The following is a 20,810-nucleotide window of genomic DNA, read 5'->3' on the forward strand; positions in this document are numbered from 1 at the left end:
GACAGAAATAGTATACACATACACATTGACAACAAATTGACACGGTCGCTATTACTTTTGCTCGTATCAAGCGTTCTGTTTTATAATAATGATTAAATATGAATTTACTTATTATCCCAATCACCACTATACTTATCAACCATACTACCAACATTGTTATCCCACTTTTTTAAAATATATTTTTAATACTTTATTCCTTTATATTTTATAGATAAATTGATACATCGGCAACCTCACGCAAGCTGTTTATTAAATATATTTTGATTTCTTGCTTTTGAAGACCTTCTTTTAACATATCCACGGTGTAGTCCTTTTCGAAAAGCTTCCCCTGATCAATCATCTCTTGTCTTTTACATCCTGGTAAAAAATCATGCTGATAGCTTGGCGTATAATATTTTCCTTGTTCTTCAATCATGATATTACCAATATCAAACTCTAATATTTTATATTCGTTATATAATAAGATTAAATCGGTCGTATGATTATGTGTTAGATGTTGTCGTTGTGATGTTTTATTAATAAGTAACGACGTCTCTGTCGCATTGTCAATCGACTGTAATTTAGCTGTGAAATAGGGTTTGTACATTAATGGTTCAACTTTAATTTCAAATGTGCCATCTTTACTTAGCTCTATTTTGAGTCTATAGATACCTTGATTATAAGTGGCTTGAATGCTGTTAAGTTTCGACTCCCATGCTGTTTCGTTAAATAAAAATCCTAAAGCTGCACTAGAAGAACGTATACGTTTTGTATGATAATAAACACGAGGGATTACGCCTTGCTCTATCCGCATAGTCTCAAATATTTTCATTTATAGCATCTCCAAAATTTTAGCTTTATCACGAAATTCTTGCACTTCATTTTCAGGATCAGAATCAATAGTAATACCCGCGCCGACACCATATATCGCTTTATTATCACGATATTCAATTGTGCGAATAGGCACATTAAAAATCATCTTGTCATCTGGCATCAATATGCCAAGCGTACCACAGTAAATATAACGCGGTTGGTCTTCTAATTTGTGAATATATGACATCGTGTTTAATTTAGGTGCACCTGTTATGGAACCACAAGGAAATAGCGCATGAAATAACGTTGCTAATGGTAATGTAGCATTTGAGAGTTGACCTGCAACCATACTTGTCATTTGATATACAGTGGCATAAGTTTCAATAAAAAACGAACGATACACATGTACCGTACCTTTTCGTGCAATTCTAGCAATATCATTTCTCAATAAATCAACAATCATGACATTTTCTGCTCTATCCTTTAATGATTGTTGTAAATATTTATAGTTATATTGATCTTGCTGTTTGACATCTGACCTTGGCATGGTGCCTTTCATAGGCTTACTCACAACTACATTATCTTGACCATCAAATGGCCCTTTCTGAAAGAATAATTCGGGTGAAATAGAAGCGACTTGTACGTCTTCAGTATCCATTAACATGGTGTAATTGCCATTTTTAGTTTGCGTTAATTTATCATACAGGTCTTTAATTGGCATTTGTACTGGCGAACTCACTCTTGTTGTATAGTTTACCTGGTAAGTTTCGCCATCAATAATTGCTGCTTGTACTGCTTTGATATGTTGAATCATAGTTGCCTCTTTTACTTGAAAGGCAAACTGGTGTTGTGGCTTATTATTATAATGCTTTATTGACGTCTCTTGTTGTATGGGCTGTGCCGATTGATAACTATAAGCCGCTGCTAATATTGCATCGTCTGCAGTTGGATGCACAGCCATGTCAGGATTAAAGTATTGTGCCGCTTCATACGTCATATAAAGCGCCACATATTTCCCTTCTTTCTGCTGTTGTTCTGCAAAATTGATAACGTCTCCCACATCTTTCATCTCATATGCTAGATATTGCCCTAACCTTTCTGTGAGTTTAAGTTGGTGCGTTTCGTAGCGTGAATCGTCTAAATAATATCTATAATTAAATTGTATTGTCACACTGATTCACCCCCAAAGTTTTAATAAACAGCTCAATTTGTGCATGACCATGTTCACTGAGAATTGATTCAGGATGATATTGCACCGCATAAATAGGCCATTGTCGATGCTGAACTGCCATAATAATACCTTCATCATTTTCAGCACTAATTTCAAGTTGTGCCGGCAGTGATTGACGCTCTGCAATCAAAGAATGGTAACGCATCACTTCAAAATGTTGTGGCAGTTGAGCAAAAATCCCCTTATTATTATGATTAAGCTTTGTTGTGTGGCCGTGTACAGGTCGTTTACCATGAATAATACGGCCCCCAAAATAATCGTAAATGCATTGAAATCCTAAGCAAACACCTAATATGGGAATACGCTTTTTAAATGCTGCAATAATCTGTGCGATTATCGGATAATCACTAGGCTTACCCGGGCCTGGGGAAATAACTAGCGCTGACGGATTAAGCTGTTGTAATGATTGTATTGTGACTTGATTAATACGATAAACAATGATTTCTATATCAGTAACTGTTTTAAAGTAATCTATCAAGTTATATGTAAATGAGTCGTTATTATCTATGACTAATATCATTTTATGCTTACCTTCTTTAGTTTCATTCGTAAAAATTACCACTTTATTATAATATATATGTAAGGGGTTACGTTTCTATTATCCCAAAATATTTCTTGATTTACATAGTTTCTGTATTATTCTAGCTAGCGTATTCAAAATAAATAATCAGAGGTTCCTAGCCGAAACCCTCTATAAAAAACTAGACACCGAATGTTTCAATCAATATTTAAAGTAACTTATCATCATATGCATTTACTTATTCTGTGGTCTATCTTTTTTATAGAGATAGCTTTTTTTATGTCTAAAAATAGGTTGCATTACCCTCAACGCACTTAAATTGGAGAGATGGACAATGACTGAAACAACTTTAAACAATAACAAAGCCATAGTCGTATTTAGCGGTGGTCAAGATAGTACTACATGCTTATTTTATGCTAAAAAGCACTTTGACGAAGTCGAACTTGTTACGTTCAATTATGGACAGCGTCATAATACTGAAATTGAAGTAGCCAAAAGCATAGCGCATGAACAAGGACTAGCACATCACATTCTTGATATGTCGCTATTATCACAATTAACGCCAAACGCATTAACGCAACACGATATGAAAATCGAAACCAACGATGACGGTATGCCTAATACATTCGTACCTGCACGTAATCTATTGTTTTTATCATTTGCAGGTGCCCTTGCTTACCAACTCAACGCCAAACATATTATCACTGGTGTATGTGAAACAGATTTCTCTGGCTACCCAGATTGCAGAGATAACTTTATTAAATCAATGAATGTGACACTAAGTTTAGCTATGGATAAAGATTTTGTTATTCATACACCTCTCATGTGGCTAAACAAAGCTCAAACATGGGCGCTAAGTGATGAACTTGGTGTCTTAGACTATATCCGTCATCAAACATTAACATGCTATAACGGCATCATTGGTGATGGCTGCGGAGAATGTCCAGCTTGTCACTTAAGAGCACGTGGTTTACAACAATATCTTAATTCTAAAGGAGCGAAATAATATGTTACAACAAATTTACCCGTCTGTCTCACATCCTTACCAATTCGAACTCAATAAAGACTTTAATTTTTCTGCAGCACATTTTATACCATGTAAAGATGCTGGAAAATGCGTACGCACTCATGGACATACGTATTTCGTAAATTTAACAATTGCGGGTGACACGCTTGATCATAATGGTTTCCTTATCAATTTCCAAGAGTTAAAAGCATTGATTCACGATCAATTTGATCATTATTTATTGAATGATTTGCCACACTTTAAAGATCAAAGTCCCTCTACTGAAATTGTGGCACAGACAATATATAACATGATTGAAAATCATCTGATGCAATATACAAATCGTCCACATTGTGTTCAAGTCTACTTAAGAGAAACACCAACAAGTTATGTTGTTTATCGTCCGAAGGTGCAACATTAATGGCTGCTAAAATACCTGTATTAGAAATTTTTGGCCCCACAATTCAAGGTGAAGGCCGTGTCATTGGACGTAAAACGATGTTTGTTCGAACTGCTGGATGTGATTATCGCTGTAGTTGGTGCGATTCCGCATTTACCTGGGATGGCAGTGCAAAAGATCAAATTCAATTAATGAGCGCAACAGAAATTTATGAAAAATTAATTGAAATTGGTGGCGATTGTTTTGATCATGTAACGATATCAGGAGGTAATCCTGCATTAATTAAAGGTATACAAGATCTTGTCGATTTATTTGAAACTGAGCATATCGCAACTGCTTTAGAAACACAAGGTAGTAAATTCCAACCTTGGATGACACAGATTAATGATTTGACGATAAGTCCTAAACCACCTAGCTCTTCAATGACACCTAATTTAGAAGTTTTAGATCAAGTCATTGCACAATGTGTGCCACAATCCTTAAATTTGAAAGTGGTTGTTTTTGATGATGAAGATTATGCTTTTGCCAAAATGATTCATCATCGTTATCCAGACATACCTTTCTATTTGCAAGTAGGCAACCCATACTTAGCAGATGACGTAGCAAATCACACTGAAAAACTATTGTCACGATATGAACAATTGGTTGAAAAAGTAATGCATAGCAATGATATGAATCGCGCTTATGTCTTACCACAACTTCATACATTATTATGGAGCAACAAAAAAGGTGTTTAAATTTATCGCTATAAAATGTTTTGTAAGTGTTATGAAATGATTAAGTTGTGTTAAATTGCTATAATATGGCAATGAAGTATTTGCGATAGGAGTTCATCATGATTATATACGTACTATTAAACATTGCTGTAGTTTTGGCTATCGTTGGGTTTGATTTATATAGGCAGCAATATAAACAACTTAAATTTAGTTCTCTACTATTAGCGATTGTCATTAACACAACAATAAATATGTTTATTATTCAAAAGTATAATTTTATTTCAACTTATACCACTGCATTACTAATCATATGGTTATTACTGCAACTGTATGTTAATTATAAGGTACATCCTTTTGTAATTAATAACCAAAAATTTCTTGCCAGCATATTTGCGATTATTTTAAGCTTATCAGCATTTATTATGGATATTTCGAGCGACCAATCTGTCTATATGTCCATTCCTTATCTGTCACCAGCTATTTTTCTAATTGGGGCAATCATTTTATTTACGGGTACATTTAAATCAACCGAACGCAATCGCTTGCCATTATTCAAACGAATACAAGCCCCTATCATGATAGGAACAATTATTATTGCATTATCATTTGTTGTTATGATGATGTTAACACCATTCTGGTACATATTTTTAGGAATCTATGTATTATTTATAGCATTTATTATTTGGCAAAAAGTATTTCAACATTATTAAAATAACCGGAACACACTTGTCGGCGTGTTTCGGTTATTTATTATATATGCTCTTTTTCTTTATCTTTCACGGTATGCTCATGGTTTATATTACATTGATATGCATTGGGACTATGACCATTTTCATAGGTTAAATTCGAAGCTTGTACAATGTACTTAGGTCTTTGCTTCACTTCATAATAAATCCGTCCGATATATTCTCCGACAACACCTATAGAGATAAGCTGAATACCACCAAGTAACAAAATAGCAGCTATCGTCGTGAAATAACCTGGATTACTAATGCCATTTACGATAATGCCTATAGACAAATAAATAATATAGATAAGGCTAATTGCAAAAATAAATAATCCAAAATAAATCATTGTCCGTAATGGCTTACTATTAAATGAAATTAAACCATCAATACCATAATTAAATAACTTTCTAAAATTCCACTTTGATTGTCCCGCTTCACGTTCTACATTTTTATATGAAAAGACTTTTGTATTATAACCAATCCAAGCAAATAATCCTTTTGAAAAACGATTGTTCTCTTGCAACTCAGCAATTGCACACACAGCTCGTTGACTCAACAATCTAAAATCTCCTACCCCATCGACAAACTGGACATCTTCAACAAATGCATTAATCAATTTATAATACATCTTTGTCACTATTTTACGTGATAGCTGTTCGCCTTCTCTATCACGTTGGGCAATGACTTGATCATAACCCTCTAGATAACCATCAATCATATTGGGTATAAATTCAGGAGGATGCTGTAAATCACCATCTATCATAATGACAGCGTCTACATCAACACTATGGTGAAAACCTGCAATCATCGCTGATTCTTTACCAAAATTCCTACTAAATGAAATAAACTTTACGTGTTTATCTTCTAACGACAATTGCTGTATGTGTTGAATCGTACTATCTTTGCTACCATCATCAATAAATAATAAATCATAGTCATAATTTTTTTCGTTACTGTCTTTCAACATAATTTCAGTCAATCGCTCATATGTTTTTAATACGACTTCTCCTTCGTTATAACAGGGTACAATGACTCTGATTTTCATCCGATTACTTCCTTTACTTATTTCTTAATACTATTTTATCAATTTATTCATAAAACGCGCTAGTATTGTTCTTTAATTTTACAAAAAATTAATAAAGTTGCAAGCGAACTAGTTTTTAAAGCTATTTTATTTTTTTAAGTAGGCTTATCATTTGTACTATTTTAAATCGCCAATGCTAACATCATCAGGATCTTTCCCTTGTCTTGCATTGCGATTCAAACTATCAATTTCTGCAATTTCAGCTAATTCCAAATTAAAATTAAATAAATCGAAATTTTCTTTAATTCGTGAAGGTGTCTGAGACTTAGGTATAATGATACGATTATGTGCTAAGTGCCAACGCAACACGATTTGAGCCGGTGTCTTGTCGTGTTGTTGGGCAATATGTTGAATTGTTGAATCATCTAATAATCCGCGATTGCGCATTAATGGCATCCATGCCGTTACAGTAATATCGTGTTTATCGCAAAAGTCTTGAACATCCTGTTGATTAAAGTAAGGATGCAATTCAATTTGGTTAATTTGTGGAACGATATTTGTTTCTTGCATTAATTTTTCCAAGTGATGCATTTTAAAATTACATACGCCAATCGCTTTTACTTTACCTTCATGATATAAATCCTCTAGTGCTTTATATGTTTCAATATATCGTCCATTCTGTTCACATGGCCAATGAATCAAGAATAAATCAAAATAATCAAGACCCATGTTATCTAAAGAACGTTGGAAATAGGCTTTCGTCTGTTCATAACCTTGATGATCATTCCATACCTTAGACGTGATAAACAATTCTTCACGTGGCACACCACTGTTCTTTAAAGCCTGTCCTAATGATGCCTCATTGCCATAAAAATATGCAGTATCAAATGCACGATAGCCGGTTTCTATAGCTTGTTGAATGACTTTCGGCATATCTTCATCAGTAATTTTATAAACACCAAAACCTACTTTGGGCATAGGATAGCCATTATTTAATAATTGCGTATCATTCATCTAAAGTCTCCCCTTTTAAGTTGCCTATTGTTGAGTTAAGCTTATCGTAAGTACAGATTATAATACAAATAAAACATACTCAATTTAACAGTGAAAAATTTTCTTAACATCGTTAACTTAACCATCATGCCATATAAAAAAGAGCAGGAATCAAAGTCAATTATGACTGTGCTTTCCCACTCCAATAAATAAGTCACCCCATATGCTATGCTTTAATCTTTTGCATGAGACTCATCTTCATCTTCTTCGCTAATGGTTGGTCTGTTTTCAAGATATTCATATTTTAAAATAACCCAAATAATTTGATGATTTTCAACTTCAGAAATATACCAACGATCATAAGTTGTATCAACATAATCATCTTTCTGAAGGTTAGTGTTTTGAGCTTGTAGCCAACCACCTATCGTATCAATATCTTCTGAGTCAGCAAATTGAATATCAAACTTTTCATTTAAATCATCTAATAATACTCGACCATTAATTTGATACGTATGGTCATCTAATTTAATAATATCGTTAACTTCATCATCATCAAATTCATCACGAATTTCTCCAACGATTTCTTCTAAGATATCTTCCATTGTTAAAATACCAGCTGTACCACCATATTCATCAATGATTAAACTGATATGCACATGCTCACGTTGCATGCGAATTAATGCATCACTAATTCTTGTTGTTTCAGAAATCATTGGCAATTCATGAATATAGTTTGCAATTTTAATAGGTTTACCAGAGGCATATTCAGTTAAGAATTCTTTAACGTTAATAAATCCTTTGATATGGTCTTTGTCACCATCTTCTGTTATAGGATAACGTGTGAATTGATATTCCTTTATGGTGTCCAAGAGTTCATCAACATTAAATGGTTCATTTAACGTTACCATTTGAGTTCGTGGAACCATGATATCTTTAGCATTTCGTTCGTCAAAAGAAAAAATATTCTGCATATAATTTAATTCTGTTTGATTAATTTCTCCACCATTATAACTATTGTTAATAATAATTTTAATTTCCTCTTCAGACATCGCATCGCTATGTGCATCAGGATCTACACCGAAAATGCGGATAATCACTCTAGCGGAGCCATTCATCAACCAAATCAATGGTTTCATGACGTTACCAAAGTAATATAACGGTCTAGAGTATACTAGCGCTAGTTTTTCGGTATGTTGAATAGCCAGCGATTTAGGTGCCAATTCACCTAAAACAACGTGTAAATAAGTAACAATGATAAACGCGATAACAAAGGAAATTGTTGTTGTTAAAGCATCAGGTAAATGTAACAACTCAAACAATGGATGTAACAATTTGTCAAAGGTAGGTTCTCCTAACCACCCTAAACCTAAAGATGTTACAGTTATACCTAATTGGCATGCTGATAAATAGTAATCTAAGTTGGCGATCATACGTTTAACAATTTTTGCGTTACCGTTACCTTCATCAGCAAGTTGTTCTATCCGAGTTGCACGCACCTTTACTAAGGCAAATTCTGAGCCAACGAATACAGTTGTTAATGCTATTAAAAGAAAAAATATAACTAAATTTATTATGGTCGCAGTTTCCAATTAATCTCCCTATATCTAGGGATTCACCTCCAAAATATATGTCCCATTGGGAAACAAGATTATGAATTCACTTGGTTTCATGACATTAATACTACAAGTTAAATCCTTCCCATTGTGACACCCCCATAAAAAATTGCATTACTCTTATTTTATCATAATATAATTGCGAATAGTGGCATTTCGTTCATTTTAATATCATGTTTAACAAAAACATCGAGGTACAATCTTCTATACATTATCATACGTTTCTATTTTACTAAATATTTTTGCGTTTTTGTGGTATATTTATTCGAACATGATTGGAAAATAGATCCTTTCTTTGGTTTATTAACGCAAAAATACTTTTATGTAAAGTATTTAACAGTCATTGGCAAAAGCAGTACATTATTATACAAATTTTAATAAAAATCCATTCATAATTAAAAGAGAGCGGCACTACGAATTCATAATAAATTCGTAGTCCCGCCCCGGCAATGATGTCCAGACACTTAATGCATATACTAAACAAAAATACCACCTTTGGGATTCAGTATAAATTCATTTATAGTTATTATCTTGATATTAACTTCTCCAACTTCATGAGAAGGTCACTTATTCATCCATTGCCTTAGATGCTTCGATTTCATGTTCTCTTAATTTAGGTTTGAGGAAACCATACATTAAAGCTGACACAATCGTACCAATAATTAAAGCGATAAATGTTTGCACAAGATGATGATAATCTGTTGCAAAAATAACGATAATACCACCATGCGGTGCACCAATGCTTGAACCTAATCCTAATGCAATGGCACTACCGACTCCTGACCCTACCATCATTGAAGGAATCACACGCAATGGGTCTGCAGCTGCAAACGGAATTGCACCTTCTGTAATGAAGGAGAGACCCATAACATAGTTTGGTATGATTGAACCACGTTGTTCTTTCGTAAATTTACGTTTAAAAATAATCATCGCAGTTGCAATTGCTAACGGTGGAATCATTCCACCAATCATTGCTGCAGTTATAGGTGCAGTGTTACCCTCAAATAATGCCGCAGTTGAAAAGACATAAGCTGCTTTGTTGAATGGACCACCCATGTCGATGGCCATCATAGCACCAATAACCAAGCCAAGTAACATAATATTCGCACCTGATAAACTGTTTAAACCATCAAGTAATAATTTATTCAACCAAGCTGCAGGTGGGTTAAATACGTATACCATAAGCAAGCCTGTAATTGTCACACTTATGAGCGGATAAATTAAAGTTGGTTTTAAACCTTCTAGTGCTTGTGGTAATTTACGCGTCATATATTTAATACCTTGAGTTAAGTAACCGGCTAAGAAACCAGCAATGATACCACCGATAAATCCTGAACTACCTGTAACTGCAAGCATACCACCGACTAAACCAGCAGCAAAGCCTGGTTTATCCGAAATACTACGTGCAATAAATCCAGATAATATCGGAATAATTAATTGAAAGGCACTTTTATTACCAATGTTCCAAAGTTGTTCAGCAAAAGCATTATATTCTGAGCTATCAGGTTTAAATGAGTTAGCACCAAATAGAAATACAATGGCCATTAAAATACCGCCCGCAATAACAAGTGGTAACATATTAGATACACCATTCATTAAGTGCTTATAGAATGCTTTCCCAAAACTTTGTTTTTCATTTTGTTCACTCGCATTTCCATGTTGACTATCGCCACGTGCAATAAAAGGTTTGCGACTCGTATCAAGTGCGGTGTTTATCAATTCTTCTGGGCGTTTAATGCCATCCGCAACCGGTACTTCTACCACATTTTTACCATCAAAACGGTCAGTTTCTACATGAACATCAGCTGCAACAATAATACCTGATGCACGGTCAATATCTTGTTGGGTTAATTTATTTTTAATACCACTTGAACCATTCGTTTCAACCTTTATTTTTATCCCCATTTGTTCTGCTTGTTTTTTCAAAGCATCTCGTGCCATGTAGGTATGTGCGATACCTGTTGGACAAGCTGTGACAGCCAAAACATATGGTTCAGTTGAATCAACTGATGAATTTGCCTCTGCTGCTTCTTGTTCTTGGGCTTCTTTTTCTTCTTCTTTTGTTGCTTCATCATCAGCAGCATCAATAATTTGGAGTACTTCTTCAGGTGAAGTTGCATCTAGCAAACGTGCTGTCACTTGCTCATCCATTAAGATTCCTGACAATTTAGCTAGTGCATCTAAATGTGTTTGAGCACCGCCTTCAGGAGCTGCAATCATAAAGAATAAGTGGGCTGGTTGCATATCTAAACTTTGGTAATCAACGCCTGCTTTAGATTTACCAAAAGCAATCGCTGGTGCATTAACTGCTGCTACTTTGGCATGTGGGATAGCAATACCTTCTCCTATACCTGTTGTACTTTGAGCTTCACGATTATGAATCGCTTCTTTAAAAGCTGTTACATTATTTAATTTTCCTGCAATATTTAATTGATTGACGAGTTCATCAATCACACCATTTTTATCAGTAGCAGTTAAATCCATAGCTATTGTTTCTTTAGTAAGTAGCTCTGTAATTCTCATCAATATCACTCCCCATCAAGTACTGTCATTGTAACTTGATCTTTAATTTTTTCTATATCGTCTCGTGTGGCTAAGTCATCATTAAATGCTGTAGCAGTTCCTGCTGCAACGGCTTGTTTAAATGCTTCTTGAATTGACAATCCTGAAGTTAAACCAGCTACCATACCAGCTACTGTACTATCTCCAGAACCTACCGTATTAATAACCTTACCTTGAGGGTTTTGTGCCTTAATACTTTGCTGTTGATCGATATATATAGCACCATCGCCACCCAATGTTATGATTACTGACTGAGCACCTTGTTCTAATATTTTACGACCATAATAAACGACATCCATATCATTTTGAATCGTGATATCAAACATCTCTTCAAGCTCATCTTTATTTGGTTTAATAAATAAAGGTTGAAATGGTAGTATCGTATTAACCAAATCCTTTTCAGCATCTACAACAAGCTGTGCACCTGTTTCTTGAGTAATTCGTGCAATTTGTGCATAGGCATCACTTGGAATACTTTGTGGCACACTACCAGCTATAACAACAACATCTTCTGACGTTGTTCGCTTAATTCGATTAAGCAATGCTTCGAATTGTTGTTTACTAATATTGGGACCTGGTGCATTTATTTCAGTTTCTTGACCAGATTTCAATTTAACGTTAATACGTGTATCTTCATCTACAGTAATAAAATCCGTATAAATCTCATTAGCTGCGAGCGTATCTTTTATAAATTCACCTGGAAATCCACCAGTAAAACCTAACGCCGTTGAAGGTATTTCTAATGTGCTTAGCACTCTAGAAACATTAATACCTTTACCCCCAGCAAATTTATGTGTTGTCGTCGCTCTATTTAGTCCACTTAATTCAAATCCATCAGTAAACATAATGTAATCTATAGAGGGATTAAAAGTAACCGTATAAATCATGACAAACCTCCTAAAATATGATAACGTTCTTGGAATTGTGCCAATGATGGTTCTGTTAACGCTTCTTTTGACGTTAAAATGGTCACATCTGCATCATCGTCATTAATCCTTGCAAAATAGACTTGTTTAAACTTCGAATGGTCTACCAAGACAAATGACTCATTTGAACGTTGAATTGCCATTTCTTTGATTAATGCTTCTTTTTCGTCTGGAGTTGTTAATCCATGCTTTAAATCAATACCATTCATGCCTAAAAATGCTTTATCAAAACAATAGCGTCTAACTATCTCTAATGCTGAGGCACCCACCGTAGCTAATGTTGTATCTTTAACTTCTCCACCAACCATAAGCGTTTTGATACCTTTTGCTAACAACTTTTCAACATGCGTTAAACCATTTGTAACTACAACAATGTCTTTCGCTGTAATGAATGGAATCATTTCTATCGTTGAAGATCCCGCATCTAAGAAAATGCATTCTCGATCTTGAATCAAAGCTGCAGCATACTGTGCAATTTCTTTTTTCTCTGTTAAATTCGTTGCAAGCTTATCTGACAATATTGGTTCCAACACCCTGTTATGTACAATGGTTGCACCACCATGAACCCGTTGAAGTTTGCCCATCTGTTGTAGTTTCGATAAATCACGTCTTATTGTCGAAGCACTACATCCAATACGATTTATTAGTTCTTGGAGTGATAAAAAGTCTTTCTTATTCAATTCTTGGAGGATTAAATCATATCGTTTTTCAGTTATCATTGCCTCACCTCATTTCACTTCACATTATAATGTTCGCGCTTACATTTTTCAATCAAAAGTTATCAAAAACTGTCAAAAACAATCACAATTCGCAGTTTTGTCACAAAAACCATTTTTTAATAATATGTTCACACATCAAAATAAAAACCGCCAAATGCTTTTGAAGCACTTAGCAGTTCGTAAGAAGTTTAATACTATTATTCATTTAAATTTATTTCGTAATCTTGGTCTAAGTGTCTTTTCACTAGGCTGTTGAAATTATCCATGCTGAATGATATTAGCGGTTTTGGCTTTCGTAAGGTTTATTAAATCTTTGACACCTACAATAATTTGAGCACCTCGATGCCCGCCACTAACGTATATTGATTCTTGTTGCAGTGCTGACTCATCTATAGTCGTTGGGAATAAATGTTTCATGCCTATAGGTGAACAACCACCACGAATATATCCTGTAACTTTTTTTAACTGTTCAAGTGGCATTAAGTTTAATTTCTTTTCTTGAACTACATGTGCTGCCTGTTTTAAGTCCAGTGTAGTATCAACCGGTATGACAAATACAAAATGATCGTGATTCGCATTTTCTAGGACCAGTGTTTTATATACTTGTTCAACGGGCGCATGAACAAGTTGTGCAATATGGACACCGTCAACATGTTCTTCACCAATTTCATACGTATTCACTTTATAATCTACACCTGCTTGATCCAACATACGCATTGCATTTGTTTTAGTTGCTTTTTTCTTCTTCATTAATTCGTGTCACCTCATTGTCTTCATTCAAATTTATTTTACGCTGAATAAGCACAATGATTCAAATACAAACAAAACAAAAACACCTTCGATTATCTCAATCATCCGGTGCTAATGTGTATTCTTATCGTTTTCTACTTTGCCATTTTTGTTAATTTTAATATTGTTATCGTGTTGTGTACCAGAATAAGTCACATCTCGACTTGTCTCTTCTATCTTCGTCATATGTGATTCAACTTGTTGCTTTTGTTGCGCATAGTTAGAAGCAATCACTTTGCATTCTTGATCTGTATATTTGTGTGGCTGGTTAGCTTCTATCGTTAAACTTTGTGTCTGTTGTTTATTAGTTCTTTCAGATGCATGTGCTGTAAGATGGTTCACTTTAACTACATTTTCAATAGCTGATACTTTATTTATCTTTGAAAATGTTGATATTGTTTGATGGACTTTAGCCAAAGCTTGTTCATTTGTAGCAATAAACAATAGAAATAACAAACATATCGTTAACAACACTGCGACAGCACTTAAAAAAAGATTCTTCAGTTTCATCTCCTTACCCACATTTCTTCACTTAATTTTTATTCATCTTAACATAAAAAACCGCAAAATATATTGTGTATAATACAATTTAAACCAACTGTAATCTTTGTAACATAATCATCATTCAAAGGATGCAAATGTTACAAAATCACTATGTATTGTAACCTAAATCTAATGTCTAACTTACTTTAATGATGAAACACTTAAAGCGCATGGTTCATTTAATCTAGTGAAGTCTACTATAATGATGCGAAAGTGCCTTATTTATTAAAAGAACTTCAATGTAAAATCACATGTTATTACGTATTGAAGATAAGACACTTTAGAGAACAAGATAAGCTGGGGCCCCAACAAAGAGAATTCCGACAAGAAATTCACCAAGTAATGCAAGTTGAGGCGGTCCCTGACTAAACCAGTTTTTCCTAACAAAGTGAGCTAGGATGACTAAAGCTATCCTCTAAGCAAGTGATCCAATCATACAAACTATTGTATATAAAAACAGTCTGGGAAATAATTATATTTTAGGCTCTGAGTTCTATATTGGCAGTAGTTGACTGGATTGAAAATAGGATGATAGCAAGCTTTTTTCAATCTTAGCCAACCTTGCCGGGGCGGAAATACGAATTCATTATGAATTCTGTCCCGCGCCCTATTGTTTTGGAATTTATGTTCCAGACTGTTAAACATTTTTTAATTCATCTATTAAGTTAAAGATTGTTTTTATTGAGCTTTTGATAAATGTTTGCGCAAGCCTTTTTCTATAAAAATTAGAACAATACCCAATACCATTACTGCAATAGCCATGTATAATGGATACTCAATATTTATATCAAACAATGCACCAGCAACAAGTGGTCCGACAAAATTACCCATACTTGTAAAAGTTGAATTTAATCCTCCAGCAAAACCTTGACGATTTCCTGCAATATTAGAAAAATAATTTGTAATAGCAGGACGAATTAAGTCAAAACCAATGAAAACAATAAAACTAATAATCATAATGGTCCAATAACCGTTTGCCAAGATTAATGTAAATAAGACAATTGCTGAATATAAAAGTGCCCAAACTATAAAAGTTAATTCAGACATATATGATATAAATTTATCAAAGAAAAAGATTTGGAAGATAGCGCCAAATATTCCTCCACCCACAATCGCAATAGAAATATCAGCTGGTGTGTAATGTGCTTTATATGATGTGTATAAAGAAAATAACGTTTCAAAAGATGATAAGCCAAACGCTAAAATCAACGTTAATAAAATAGGAGTTAAAAAGACTTTCCAATCAATTTTAGTAAATACTTCAGGTTGTAATGTATGATGGAACCCGTCTGTTGTTTGTTGTTTTGGACTATGAATTAAAATGAATGACATTATAAAAGCAATAATGCCTAAACTTCCGGCAAAATAAAATGGCAAGCGATGTGAAAATTCAGCTAGAAATCCACCTATTCCAGGCCCAAGAATAAAGCCAGAATTAATAATAGCCGACATATAGCCAAAGTTACGCGCTTTATCTTTTGAAGGTGAAATATCTGCAATTAAACCATTCACTCCTGGCATGACCATTCCAGCACTGAAACCACCAAGTATTCTTGAAATGATAAGCGTGACAAAAGTATGTCCAACAGCAAATAAAAACTCAGAAACTGCAAATAAAATAAGGCCAATACAGATTATTAATTTTTTTCCTAATTTATCAGCCATAGCGCCCCCAGCAGGAGATATAACCATTTGCGCAAGTGCAAAGGCAGCAACTAGAACTCCTAAATCACGTCCCTTTAAACCTAAATCTTCCAAATAAACAGGTAATACTGGGATGACAAGGCCAATACCAACAAAAATTAGAAAAATATTAAAATATAATATGAATAATTGCTTTTTCAATCACTTCACCTCTTTTGTACTAATTTAATTTTTACCCTACATTTTCATTTCCCTAAAAATTAAAAATTCAATATTATGACATTCTATACCAAATAAATGTTTTTTCGCAATAACGGTGTTTTAAAACTTATTACATACCGTTAATAATCGACATAAATATTTAATTTGAAAACTCCTTTTAATTTGATAAATTTAGCATGAAAGCTGTATGATTATTAACCTATACAATTATTTTAATGAACGATAAGTTTGATACGAAAGTAGTGTATATTATGCAGGGACGGTATATTGCCAGAATTTATTTTATAATCTTGATTGTAATTTCATTATTTGAATCACGTATATTTGAGTTTATGACACTCAATATATTTTTAGCATATATTCCTTTTGAATTATGTTTACTATTAAAGCTGTTCAAACCGAAAAAAGTAATTGAATGGCCATTATTTATTATTTTTAGCTTAATTTTCTTACTCATGGTACCAAATACCTTTTATATGGTGACTGATTTAATTCACCTTAATCAATTTACCTTTAACTTTTATTTAACATTAAATTTAATGGAATGGATTTTCTTCACCTATTTATTATTAGGTGTCTTCTTCGCACTCTATTGTATGACCTTAATTTATTTGGAATTGTATTACTTTACTTCTCACCAATGGATAAATATTATCCTTGTGGCTGTAGTCATGTTTCTGAGTGGATTAGGAATATATATCGGACGTTTCTTACGCTTTCATTCCGTTTTTCTGATTAACCAACCTTTTAAAATTATAGAAAATGTAGTGAGCTCACTTAGTGGTAAATCACTCATCTTCATCTTATTAATGGTTGTGTTACAAGCTACTTTATTTATATTTGCGAAAGGAGTGCGTCATACACAATGAGTTTTAATATCATTCTTTTAATAATTAGCATTATTATTTTGCAACTAATCGTTGGCCATTTCTTTCATTCAATCGGATTTAAACTGTCATTAAGTTTGCTGTTAACCTGCCTTCCATTTGGCATTGGTGTTTTCTTAATACAATTATGCTATTTTGAACGCCGATATCCACATTGGGAAGTCCCATACCGTACTAAATTACGGTTGAAATATCTATACATTGCCACATTTTTTGAATTTATAATGCTATATATATGTTTGTTTTTAATTGCTTAGAAATAGAAAAAGTGGACAATGTATCCTCCCATTAATGGTAATGTTTGGCGCATTCCTTTGTGCTGGTGCCCCGGTTTATATGGTTGTTATTTGTCTGCTTGTTTTTTAAACTGTTCCATCACGTGGGCTCTGGCTTGTTGATGATCAACGATAGGCCACGGATAGTTTGTTCCTAAATCTATGCCATAATCTTTTAGTGTTTGCGCATGTTTCCACGGTTCATGAACATAGCTGGCAGGTACATTAGCCCATTGGGGCAAGTATGTTTTAATGTATAAACCTTTTTTATCAAACCGCTCACTTTGACGAATCGGATTAAACATTCTAAAGTATGGCACGGCATCTGTACCAGTAGATGCTGACCATTGCCATCCATGCACATTAGAAGCAGCGTCATAATCTATCAATAAATTTTTAAAATAATTTTCTCCCCATGTCCAATCTATAAATAACTCTTTAGTTAGAAATTGAGCCGTTACCATACGCATTCGATTGTGCATAAAACCTGTTTGTTTTAACTCATGCATCGCAGCATCGATAATTGGATATCCTGTTCGTCCCTCTTTCCATGCATTAAAATCTGATTGATTTTCTGACCAAGTTATATGTTTATACTTATCATTAAATGATGTATGTGCCGTTTCTGGATAATAAACCATTAAAACATAATAAAATTCCCTGAATAATAGTTCACGAATAAAGGCCTCATAATTTTCCTCATTATCATGATAACGTTCAAGTAACTGGCGCATGATCTCATTAATATCTAGGAAGCCATATGCAAGTGCAATGCTCAACTGACTTGTCAGTGTTTCTGGTAAGTACTCTCTATAATATTGATAATGCTCAATATTATTATTTAAAAATGCTTGCCATTGTTGCTGACTTTTGGCCTCCCCAATATTTATATGCTCAGTCACTTTTTTAACTGATGTATTATCAGCATTGATGATTTGTTGCTTTAATTTATCAAGTTGATAAGGATAACGTCTTCGTTGTCTCAATTGAGGGCGATTTGCTTTGTAGAAGCTGGTGAATACCTTATATGGTTGTCCTTGCTGATTTAACGTGCGACTAGGTTGAAAATAATGATTTGCACGTACATTAACGATTGCTATTTTTTGCGCTTGTATCTCAGATTTAACATGTAAAATATCGCATTCACAATTGTGAAAACTCATAATATCGCTTGGAAATACTACCGTGTCGATTTCTTTCTGTTCACAAAATGAAGCAAACGCTGTATATGGAAACACAAAGGGCTTAATTCCTATCTCAATCAGTTGTTGTATAAACTGAGTAACTGCCTGATGGTAAAATGTCCGTTTTAATGGTGCTTCATCTTCAAATAATTCTAAGGGAATCACACAGTAACATCGTTCGATATCTGCTTGATTATGATTTAAGTACTCAAACATTGGATTTTGTTCTAATCTGAATACTCTATTTAATACTAAAGCGATATTCAAACTACATCACCTCACTTTAACTTTGATATTTTATTACCCCATCTCGTCTAACAACAAGCATGATAAAGATGGACGATTTCGGACACAAAATCCACTAGGTTTTGTGCCCGAAATCGTTCAATTGATTATTCTATTGATATATTTAACATTTTCCTATATTAGCCCTAACCAATTCCAGTAAGTCATACTAAAAATTACAATCAAAATATAACCTACAATAGTCAGCGGTACCCCAGTTTTCAAGAAATCCTTAACTGTAAATGTCCCTGTACCATATGCCAACATATTTTGAGGTGCACTTACCGGCAACAAGAAACCAAAGCTGATAACAAATTGTTGAATAAGTACAAATCCAATAGCTTGATCTCCTAAATGTAGCGTTGATGTCAATGAGATGAATACTGGAATCAGCGCAGAAGATAAGCTGGTCGCACTAGCAAAACCAAGATGAATTAAGATATTAAACAATGTTATCAAAGCAATCGTCGTAATCAATGGCATTGATTCAAGCCCAAGTAATCCAAATGTCTTATCACTTAACCACTGAGCTGCACCAGTCTTCAACAATACATTACCAAGTGATATACCAACTCCAAAGACAATAATCGTCCCCCATGGAATTGTTTTTACTACACCATCCCACTTTATAACACCAACTTTAGGCATAAGCATAACACCTAATGCGACAACTGTAATTGAAGCTGAGTCAATAGGATGTACCACTTTTTCTGTTGACCAGAATAATAACAATAAGATAGAAATAACGATTAATCGCCATTCACGTGCTGAAACAGGGCCTAAATCTGTTAACTGCTGTTTAATCAAGTCTTTACCACCCTCAATAGCATTATGTTCAGGTGGCATTACTTTCATCATAATGAAAAATAACGCTATCGACATAAGTATTGACCAAGGCGCTGCAAATAAAAACCATTCACCCCATGAAACATCGTGTCCCAAACTTTGGTTGATAAAATTGATGGCAACGATATTTTGTGCCGCAGCCGTTTTAATACCAATATTCCAAATGGAAACTGCCTGTACCGAAGTAATAATTAATAACGCTGCTAAACGACTGTCTTTAGAAACTTTAAATGCTGCAATCATACCTAATAAAATTGGCACAACCGCACCTGCACGTGCAGTTGCAGATGGTACAAAAAACGCCAATAAAATGGATACTAAAATAGCACCAATAACTATGTTACGCGTTTTATTTCCAACAATTGATAATACGAGTAAAGCGAGACGTTTATGCAAATTAGTTTCTTGCATAGCTGCAGCTAAAAAAAGTGCAGCAGCAACTAAAGCTACAGCTGAAGATGAAAACCCACTAAATGCTTGAGTTAAAGCATTACCAGTTCCTAACAAGTCATTACCAGTTAAGATAGCATCGCCTGCTTTAGGGTTTCCTAAATGCTTCGCTAAATCCTGTACTGGACTAAATCCCATTATTAAAATAATTAATCCTAAAATTAACGTTGCAGAAACTGGGTAAATCACTGCTTCTGTCACCCACATAATAACAGCAAAGGCTAAAATTGCTAAGGCACCTTTAGCCATTACTGGTAATCCTGTTGGTGTTGGTAATAACAAAATGACAATTAAAGCAATAAAGCTAATAACAATCCAAATAGGTTTGTATCCCTTTGTCTTTTCTTTTTGGCGTGTGTGTGGTATATCTTGACTCCCTTTCTCCATCATATTTCACCCTTTGCTTATTTTTCATTTTTAGTATAACAACTAAACAACAATAATGACGTGAAAAT

20 protein-coding genes are annotated in these 20,810 nt (G+C 34.0%); 6 read left to right on the top strand and 14 right to left on the bottom strand.

Features of this window, described 5'->3' with window-relative positions:
- Nucleotides 1-205 precede the first annotated feature (205 nt).
- The 3 genes from HMPREF2864_RS06475 to HMPREF2864_RS06485 are packed head-to-tail and all read right to left on the bottom strand — an operon-like array spanning nucleotide 206 to nucleotide 2,543.
- Nucleotides 206-811: an aminotransferase class IV gene (locus tag HMPREF2864_RS06475; RefSeq protein WP_002459761.1), complete on the bottom strand. Its 606-nt coding sequence runs from the start codon at nucleotides 809-811 to the stop codon at nucleotides 206-208.
- Nucleotides 812-1,963, bottom strand: coding sequence for a chorismate-binding protein (locus HMPREF2864_RS06480; protein ID WP_070545053.1), 1,152 nt, complete (start codon nucleotides 1,961-1,963; stop codon nucleotides 812-814).
- Nucleotides 1,947-2,543, bottom strand: a complete 597-nt coding sequence (locus HMPREF2864_RS06485) for an anthranilate synthase component II (RefSeq protein ID WP_002479366.1) — start codon at nucleotides 2,541-2,543, stop codon at nucleotides 1,947-1,949. Before HMPREF2864_RS06485 ends, HMPREF2864_RS06480 begins: the two co-directional genes overlap by 17 nt.
- Before the next feature lie 334 nt (nucleotides 2,544-2,877).
- On the opposite strand from HMPREF2864_RS06485, the gene queC reads away from it, so the two are divergent.
- The 4 genes from queC (at nucleotide 2,878) to HMPREF2864_RS06505 (ending at nucleotide 5,375) form a co-directional block, all read left to right on the top strand.
- Complete coding sequence (gene queC, locus HMPREF2864_RS06490) at nucleotides 2,878-3,549, top strand: 7-cyano-7-deazaguanine synthase QueC (RefSeq protein ID WP_002459764.1); 672 nt, start codon at nucleotides 2,878-2,880, stop codon at nucleotides 3,547-3,549.
- Between the two features lies 1 nt (nucleotide 3,550).
- Nucleotides 3,551-3,970 carry a 6-carboxytetrahydropterin synthase QueD gene (queD, locus tag HMPREF2864_RS06495; protein WP_002459765.1) on the top strand — a complete coding sequence of 140 codons (420 nt, stop codon included), beginning with the start codon at nucleotides 3,551-3,553 and terminating at the stop codon, nucleotides 3,968-3,970.
- Complete coding sequence (queE, locus tag HMPREF2864_RS06500) at nucleotides 3,970-4,686, top strand: 7-carboxy-7-deazaguanine synthase QueE (protein ID WP_002459766.1); 717 nt, start codon at nucleotides 3,970-3,972, stop codon at nucleotides 4,684-4,686. The genes queD and queE overlap by 1 nt, the downstream gene beginning before the upstream one ends.
- A 98-nt stretch (nucleotides 4,687-4,784) precedes the next feature.
- Nucleotides 4,785-5,375 (top strand): hypothetical protein, encoded by a 591-nt coding sequence (locus HMPREF2864_RS06505; RefSeq protein ID WP_002459767.1) that lies wholly within the window; start codon nucleotides 4,785-4,787, stop codon nucleotides 5,373-5,375.
- 40 nt (nucleotides 5,376-5,415) lie between these two features.
- Here HMPREF2864_RS06505 and HMPREF2864_RS06510 read toward each other — a convergent pair whose 3' ends face one another.
- The 9 genes from HMPREF2864_RS06510 to norA all read right to left on the bottom strand — a co-directional run bounded on the left by HMPREF2864_RS06510 (nucleotide 5,416) and on the right by norA (nucleotide 16,407).
- Nucleotides 5,416-6,438 carry a glycosyltransferase family 2 protein gene (locus HMPREF2864_RS06510; protein WP_002459768.1) on the bottom strand — a complete coding sequence of 341 codons (1,023 nt, stop codon included), beginning with the start codon at nucleotides 6,436-6,438 and terminating at the stop codon, nucleotides 5,416-5,418.
- Nucleotides 6,439-6,594: 156 nt separating this feature from the next.
- Nucleotides 6,595-7,431: an aldo/keto reductase gene (locus HMPREF2864_RS06515; protein ID WP_070545054.1), complete on the bottom strand. Its 837-nt coding sequence runs from the start codon at nucleotides 7,429-7,431 to the stop codon at nucleotides 6,595-6,597.
- 212 nt (nucleotides 7,432-7,643) lie between these two features.
- A complete protein-coding gene (locus HMPREF2864_RS06520) occupies nucleotides 7,644-8,999 on the bottom strand; it encodes a hemolysin family protein (protein ID WP_002459770.1) in 1,356 nt (451 codons plus the stop codon).
- Between the two features lie 591 nt (nucleotides 9,000-9,590).
- On the bottom strand, nucleotides 9,591-11,546 hold the full coding sequence (locus HMPREF2864_RS06525) for a PTS fructose transporter subunit IIABC (protein ID WP_070572147.1): 1,956 nt from the start codon (nucleotides 11,544-11,546) through the stop codon (nucleotides 9,591-9,593).
- Between the two features lie 5 nt (nucleotides 11,547-11,551).
- A complete protein-coding gene (gene pfkB, locus HMPREF2864_RS06530; protein ID WP_002459772.1) occupies nucleotides 11,552-12,472 on the bottom strand; it encodes a 1-phosphofructokinase in 921 nt (306 codons plus the stop codon).
- Nucleotides 12,469-13,230, bottom strand: coding sequence for a DeoR/GlpR family DNA-binding transcription regulator (locus HMPREF2864_RS06535; protein ID WP_002459773.1), 762 nt, complete (start codon nucleotides 13,228-13,230; stop codon nucleotides 12,469-12,471). Before HMPREF2864_RS06535 ends, pfkB begins: the two co-directional genes overlap by 4 nt.
- Nucleotides 13,231-13,488: 258 nt before the next feature.
- Nucleotides 13,489-13,980, bottom strand: a complete 492-nt coding sequence (gene ybaK, locus HMPREF2864_RS06540; RefSeq protein WP_002459774.1) for a Cys-tRNA(Pro) deacylase — start codon at nucleotides 13,978-13,980, stop codon at nucleotides 13,489-13,491.
- 111 nt (nucleotides 13,981-14,091) lie between these two features.
- Nucleotides 14,092-14,529 (bottom strand): hypothetical protein, encoded by a 438-nt coding sequence (locus HMPREF2864_RS06545; RefSeq protein ID WP_002493002.1) that lies wholly within the window; start codon nucleotides 14,527-14,529, stop codon nucleotides 14,092-14,094.
- A gap of 711 nt (nucleotides 14,530-15,240) precedes the next feature.
- Nucleotides 15,241-16,407: a multidrug efflux MFS transporter NorA gene (gene norA, locus HMPREF2864_RS06550; protein WP_002459776.1), complete on the bottom strand. Its 1,167-nt coding sequence runs from the start codon at nucleotides 16,405-16,407 to the stop codon at nucleotides 15,241-15,243.
- 272 nt (nucleotides 16,408-16,679) lie between these two features.
- On the opposite strand from norA, the gene HMPREF2864_RS06555 reads away from it, so the two are divergent.
- Complete coding sequence (locus HMPREF2864_RS06555; protein WP_002493005.1) at nucleotides 16,680-17,297, top strand: DUF1361 domain-containing protein; 618 nt, start codon at nucleotides 16,680-16,682, stop codon at nucleotides 17,295-17,297.
- The gene (locus HMPREF2864_RS12310; RefSeq protein WP_002459778.1) at nucleotides 17,294-17,572 is read left to right on the top strand and encodes a hypothetical protein; all 279 of its coding nucleotides are present in this window, start codon (nucleotides 17,294-17,296) and stop codon (nucleotides 17,570-17,572) included. Before HMPREF2864_RS06555 ends, HMPREF2864_RS12310 begins: the two co-directional genes overlap by 4 nt.
- An 86-nt stretch (nucleotides 17,573-17,658) precedes the next feature.
- On the opposite strand, the gene HMPREF2864_RS06560 is transcribed toward HMPREF2864_RS12310, so the two are convergent.
- Together HMPREF2864_RS06560 and HMPREF2864_RS06565 are read right to left on the bottom strand one after the other, a co-directional pair.
- Nucleotides 17,659-19,041: a cryptochrome/photolyase family protein gene (locus HMPREF2864_RS06560; protein ID WP_002459779.1), complete on the bottom strand. Its 1,383-nt coding sequence runs from the start codon at nucleotides 19,039-19,041 to the stop codon at nucleotides 17,659-17,661.
- Between the two features lie 153 nt (nucleotides 19,042-19,194).
- Complete coding sequence (locus HMPREF2864_RS06565) at nucleotides 19,195-20,742, bottom strand: SLC13 family permease (protein ID WP_070545058.1); 1,548 nt, start codon at nucleotides 20,740-20,742, stop codon at nucleotides 19,195-19,197.
- Nucleotides 20,743-20,810 lie beyond the last annotated feature (68 nt).

The organism is Staphylococcus sp. HMSC059F04 (genome assembly GCF_001812565.1).
GTDB lineage: Bacteria > Bacillota > Bacilli > Staphylococcales > Staphylococcaceae > Staphylococcus > Staphylococcus lugdunensis.